The following is a 6000-nucleotide window of genomic DNA, read 5'->3' on the forward strand; positions in this document are numbered from 1 at the left end:
AATGCTATGCAACAACCTCAAGCGGGTGCAACCCTTTTTCTTTTACAAGTTGCACCCTGGAACGCATTTTCGGAAAAATGCCTCGTTTTTGCTCCTTTTTGGCGCAAAGACAGCGTATTTCATAATAAAACGCACTGTAAGCGCCCATTTCCGCTGTGTGGGAAATGGCGTCAGACGAGTTGCACCTTTTCTTGCGAAAAAACGGGTTGCACCTGGTTGCACCCGAATTGTCCTACAGCTAATCTGAGCATCAGCTTAGGCCACAACCGTGGCAATAATGAGGATAAGAAATGGCGACGACCACCCTTGGGGTCAAACTTGACGACCCTACCCGTGAGCGACTCAAGGCCGCTGCGCAGTCCATCGACCGCACGCCGCACTGGTTGATCAAGCAAGCGATCTTCAATTACCTGGAGAAGCTCGAGGGTGGCGCCACCCTGACCGAACTCAACGGTCATGCCAGCAACCTCATCGAGGACGCTGGCGACGTCCAGCAAGACCACAACCACCAATGCTTCCTCGAGTTTGCCGAGAGCATCCTGCCGCAGTCGGTACTGCGCTCGGCGATCACCGCCGCCTACCGCCGCCCCGAGCAGGAAATGGTGCCGATGCTGCTCGAGCAGGCGCGCCTCTCGACCGCCCAGGCCGAGGCCACTAACAAGCTGGCGGCCGGCATCGCTGAAAAACTGCGCAACCAGAAGAGCGCCAGCGGTCGCGCCGGCATCGTCCAGGGCCTGCTGCAGGAGTTTTCGCTGTCGTCGCAGGAAGGCGTGGCACTGATGTGCCTGGCCGAAGCCCTGCTGCGCATCCCCGACAAAGGCACCCGCGACGCGCTGATCCGCGACAAGATCAGCACCGGCAACTGGCAGCCGCACCTGGGCAACAGCCCGTCGCTGTTCGTCAACGCGGCCACCTGGGGCCTGCTGCTGACCGGCAAGCTGGTCTCCACCCATAACGAATCCGGCCTGACCTCTTCGCTCACCCGCATCATCGGCAAGAGCGGCGAGCCGATGATCCGCAAGGGCGTCGACATGGCCATGCGCCTGATGGGCGAGCAGTTCGTCACCGGCGAAACCATCGCCGAAGCCCTGGCCAACGCCAGCCGCTTCGAAGCCAAGGGCTTCCGTTATTCCTACGACATGCTCGGCGAAGCCGCACTGACCGAGCACGACGCGCAGAAATACCTGGCCTCCTACGAGCAGGCGATCCACTCGATCGGCAAGGCCTCGCACGGCCGCGGCATCTATGAAGGCCCGGGCATCTCGATCAAGCTCTCGGCGCTGCACCCGCGCTACAGCCGCGCCCAGTACGAGCGCGTGATGGAAGAGCTGTACCCGCGCCTGCTGTCGCTGACCCTGCTGGCCAAGCAATACGACATCGGCCTGAACATCGACGCCGAAGAGGCCGACCGCCTGGAGCTGTCGCTGGACCTGCTCGAGCGCCTGTGCTTCGAGCCGTCGCTGACCGGCTGGAACGGCATCGGCTTTGTCATCCAGGCCTACCAGAAGCGTTGCCCGTACGTGATCGACTCGGTCATCGACCTGGCCAAGCGCAGCCGCCACCGCCTGATGATCCGCCTGGTCAAGGGCGCCTACTGGGACAGCGAGATCAAGCGCGCCCAGGTCGAGGGCCTGGAAGGCTATCCGGTGTACACGCGCAAGGTGTACACCGACGTGTCCTACATCGCCTGCGCCCGCAAGCTGCTGTCGGTGCCAGAAGCGATCTACCCGCAGTTCGCCACCCACAACGCCCACACCCTGTCGGCCATCTACCAGATCGCCGGGCAGAACTACTACCCGGGCCAGTACGAGTTCCAGTGCCTGCACGGCATGGGCGAGCCGCTGTACGAGCAAGTGGTCGGCAAGGTCGCCGACGGCAAGCTGAACCGCCCGTGCCGCGTCTATGCACCGGTCGGCACCCACGAGACGCTGCTGGCCTACCTGGTCCGCCGCCTGCTGGAAAACGGCGCCAACACCTCGTTCGTCAACCGCATTGCCGACCACTCGATCTCGATCCAGGAGCTGGTCGCCGACCCGGTCGCCAGCATCGAGCAGATGGCCGCCCAGGAAGGCAGCATCGGCCTGCCGCACCCGCGCATCCCGCTGCCGCGTGACCTGTATGGCAGCGAGCGGGCCAACTCGGCCGGTATCGACCTGGCCAACGAACATCGCCTGGCGTCGCTGTCCTGCGCCCTCCTGGCGACGGCCCACAACGCCTGGAAAGCCGCCCCGCTGCTGGGCTGCGCCTCCAGCCAGGAAGCCCCTGCGGCGGTGCTCAACCCGTCCGATCATCGCGACGTGGTCGGTCATGTCCAGGAAGCCACGGTCACTGACGTCGACAACGCCATCCAGTGCGCACTGAACGCCGCGCCGATCTGGCAGGCGACGCCACCGGCCGAGCGTGCGGCGATCCTCGAGCGCAGCGCCGACCTGATGGAAGCCGAGATCCAACCGTTGATGGGCCTGCTGGTGCGCGAGGCGGGCAAGACCTACGCCAACGCCATCGCCGAAGTCCGTGAAGCGGTCGATTTCCTGCGCTACTACGCGGTGCAGGCACGCAACGACTTCAGCAACGACGCCCACCGTCCACTGGGCCCGGTGGTCTGCATCAGCCCGTGGAACTTCCCCCTGGCGATCTTCAGCGGCCAGGTCGCCGCGGCCCTCGCAGCCGGCAACCCGGTGCTGGCCAAGCCGGCCGAACAAACCCCACTGGTCGCCGCCCAAGCCGTGCGCCTGCTGCTGGAAGCCGGCATCCCCGAAGGCGTGCTGCAACTGCTCCCGGGCCGTGGCGAGACCGTGGGTGCACGCCTGGTCGGTGATGAGCGGGTCAAAGGCGTGATGTTCACAGGCTCCACCGAAGTGGCTCGCCTGCTGCAACGCAACATTGCCGGGCGCCTCGACGCCCAGGGCCGGCCGATCCCGCTGATCGCCGAAACCGGCGGCCAGAACGCGATGATCGTCGACTCCTCGGCCCTCACCGAGCAGGTGGTGATCGACGTGGTGTCTTCGGCCTTCGACAGTGCTGGCCAGCGTTGCTCGGCCCTGCGCGTCCTGTGCCTGCAGGAAGATTCTGCCGACCGCGTGATCGAAATGCTCAAAGGTGCCATGGCGCAAAGCCGTCAGGGCAACCCGGAGCGCCTGTCGGTGGACATCGGCCCGGTGATCGACGCCGAAGCCAAGGCGGGTATCGAGAAGCACATCCAGGGCATGCGTGAGAAAGGCCGCACGGTCTATCAAGTCGCCATCGCCGATGCCGCCGAGTGCAAGCGCGGCACCTTCGTGATGCCGACCCTGATCGAACTGGACAGCTTCGACGAGCTCAAGCGCGAGATCTTCGGCCCTGTGCTGCACGTGGTGCGCTACAACCGTCGCAACCTCGACCAGCTGATCGAGCAGATCAATGCCTCCGGTTATGGCCTGACCCTGGGCGTGCACACGCGCATCGACGAGACCATTGCCAAGGTGGTCGACAACGTCAACGCCGGCAACATGTACGTCAACCGCAACATCGTTGGCGCTGTGGTCGGCGTGCAGCCGTTCGGTGGTGAAGGCCTGTCTGGCACTGGCCCGAAAGCCGGCGGCCCGCTGTACCTGTACCGCCTGCTGTCGACCCGTCCGGCCGACGCGGTGGCCCGTCACTTCCAGCGTGCCGATGGCGAAGCCAAGGTCGACCGTGTGCTGCGCGATCAGTTGATCAAGCCGCTGCATGCGCTCAAGGCCTGGGCCGAGAGCAACCAGCTGGCCGACCTGGCGCGTCTGTGCGACGACTTTGCCGAGCAGTCGCAGAGCGGTATCAGCCGCCTGCTGCCAGGCCCGACCGGCGAGCGCAACAGCTACACCATCCTGCCGCGCGAGCATGTGCTGTGCCTGGCGGACAGCGAGGCTGACCTGCTGGCTCAGCTGGCTGCAGTGTTGGCTGTGGGTAGCTCAGCGGTGTGCGTGGATGGCGAGCCGGCGAAGAGCCTGCGTGCGCGTCTGCCCAAAGAGCTGCAGGCGAAGGTCAAGCTGGTGGCCGACTGGAACAAGGACGAGGTGGCCTTCGATGCCGTGCTTCACCATGGCCACTCGGACCAGCTGCGCGCGGTGTGCGAGCAGGTGGCCAAGCGTGCCGGCGCGATCGTTGGGGTTCATGGGCTGTCCAGCGGCGATCATCAGATTGCGCTGGAGCGCTTGGTGATCGAGCGGGCGGTGAGCGTCAACACCGCTGCGGCGGGGGGCAATGCCAGCTTGATGACCATTGGCTGATTGAAGTGATGTGATGAAAAAGGAGAGCTTCGGCTCTCCTTTTTTTTGGCCTGGACAGCGCGTGAAGTTGGGGCCGCTTTGCGACCCCGGGAGGCTCCAGCCAACGCAATGTCAGTGCGTCATGCCGAGTTCAGCATCGTCCAGCAACGCCTTGGCCAATGCGCTCAGGTAGTGCGAGGCCCAGACTAGCTGGGGGTTGTCTTCCATCACGCCAGTGATGGTCAACTCTCGTACAACGCCCATCAACTCCGAGGCCTGTTCACGGGCATGCTGGCACGGGATGCCGGGCTCGATGCAAAACAAGGGTTGGGTCAAGCCTTCCCCTTGGTAAAAGCGGGTCTTGCCGACGGTGGTGTTGGGGGTGGTTTCGTCAGTACTCATGGGTCAATCTCCCTGAATTCAGCAGTGCCTGGCCGGGCTTTATCGCGGGCAACCCCGCGCCTACAGACCGCGCGTCATGCCAATGACTGCGCTGCCCCTGTAGGAGCGGGCTTGCCCGCGAAAGGGCCCGTACAGACGACACATCACTCGCGTTTTAGTGCATCGGCCGCGGCTGGGCGGCGGTTGCACATGTATCAAGGCCGACTCAAGCAGCATACGCAGGGCCTCCAGCTCATGCATCGCGGCCATGATCAGCACCGAGACGGGCGATTTTGGCTGGAGCAGGAGCGCTTGGTGGGCCACGGTCTGTGCGCACAGGGCGGACTCGGTGGCTTGGAGGATGGTGTCTTCGAGGGAGTGGGGACTGTGCGGTGGGTCGGGGACAATTTTCAGCATTTTATTTTTCCTGAAAAGTGGCCGTCGCCATCTGCTGTCAAACAAGAGGGTGGCAGCTGTACACGGGTTGACAGACCGGTAGGAAAAATCAAAAACCCGGCGCACACGAGGTGCCCCATGCACAGCTGCCATAAAGGCAAAGCCATGGAATTTTAACCTGGGCGGCCTGTCAAAGCCGGTCGCTGATTAGCAGCGACCGTCCGAGACTAGGGCTCAACCCAGAGCACCGCAATGGCTTGAAAGGGGTTGGAAGTATGTTTGGGAAATGGACTACAAGGAATAGGGTAAGTCCTCAAAGCCAGGTGAAAAGCAGGGCCTGAAGTTCGACCGCATCATGGCCACCAGGCGCAAGTCACAGGCTATTGCAGCGTCCTCAAGATCGAGCGCCGCCCGCGCGGCGCATCGCGGGCAAGCCCGCTCCTACATTTGCTGCAACGTACGGTAGCCTGACAGACCGAGGTTTTGCCTTGTTTGTACGACGAATATCTTGAGCCGGCCCTGATGGCCTCTCACCAGGCTTTCGTCATGCACCAAGGCTGGCAACGCCTTTTTCACAGGCTATGGTACGTTGCAGCAAATGTAGGAGCGGGCTTGCCCGCGATGCGCCGCGCGGGCGGCGCTCGATTTCGAGAGCGCCCGCGAAGCCGGTGGCATGCCTCCCAGGTGCACAACAAGCCATCCCCCCAGCGCCACCACTTTTCCTGCCCCATCACTCCCACCTATTTAACTACCCCATCGCCCCACCCCCCCCTAGACTCGACCCATCCCGACTCAGGACCCAACACCATGCCCGAGACCCTGCTCAGCAGCCGCAACCTCGCCTTCGAACTCTACGAAGTCCTCGACGCCGAGGCCCTGACCCAGCGCCCGCGTTTCGCCGAGCACAGCCGGGAAACCTTCGACGCAGCGCTCACCACCGCGCGCACCATCGCCGAAAAGTACTTCGCCCCGCACAATCGCAAAGGCGACGAAAACGAAC

At 63.5% G+C, this 6000-nt stretch carries 3 protein-coding genes and 1 pseudogene; 2 read left to right on the plus strand and 2 right to left on the minus strand.

Annotated elements, in window-relative coordinates; translation table 11 throughout:
• Positions 1–290 precede the first annotated feature (290 nt).
• On the plus strand, positions 291–4244 hold the full coding sequence (gene putA / locus CCOS865_RS26300) for a trifunctional transcriptional regulator/proline dehydrogenase/L-glutamate gamma-semialdehyde dehydrogenase (RefSeq protein WP_119146398.1): 3954 nt from the start codon (positions 291–293) through the stop codon (positions 4242–4244).
• A gap of 111 nt (positions 4245–4355) precedes the next feature.
• On the opposite strand, the gene CCOS865_RS26305 is transcribed toward putA, so the two are convergent.
• Together CCOS865_RS26305 and CCOS865_RS28520 are read right to left on the minus strand one after the other, a co-directional pair.
• Positions 4356–4625 (minus strand): DUF3077 domain-containing protein, encoded by a 270-nt coding sequence (locus tag CCOS865_RS26305; protein WP_119146400.1) that lies wholly within the window; start codon positions 4623–4625, stop codon positions 4356–4358.
• Between the two features lie 154 nt (positions 4626–4779).
• Positions 4780–5021 (minus strand): annotated as a pseudogene (locus CCOS865_RS28520) (hypothetical protein).
• A 786-nt stretch (positions 5022–5807) separates the two neighbouring features.
• Here CCOS865_RS28520 and CCOS865_RS26315 point away from each other — a divergent pair.
• A partial coding sequence (locus tag CCOS865_RS26315) for an acyl-CoA dehydrogenase N-terminal domain-containing protein (RefSeq protein ID WP_208644568.1) occupies positions 5808–6000 on the plus strand: 193 nt, incomplete at its 3' end.

The sequence above is a fragment of the Pseudomonas reidholzensis genome (genome assembly GCF_900536025.1).
GTDB classification, from domain to species: Bacteria; Pseudomonadota; Gammaproteobacteria; order Pseudomonadales; family Pseudomonadaceae; genus Aquipseudomonas; species Aquipseudomonas reidholzensis.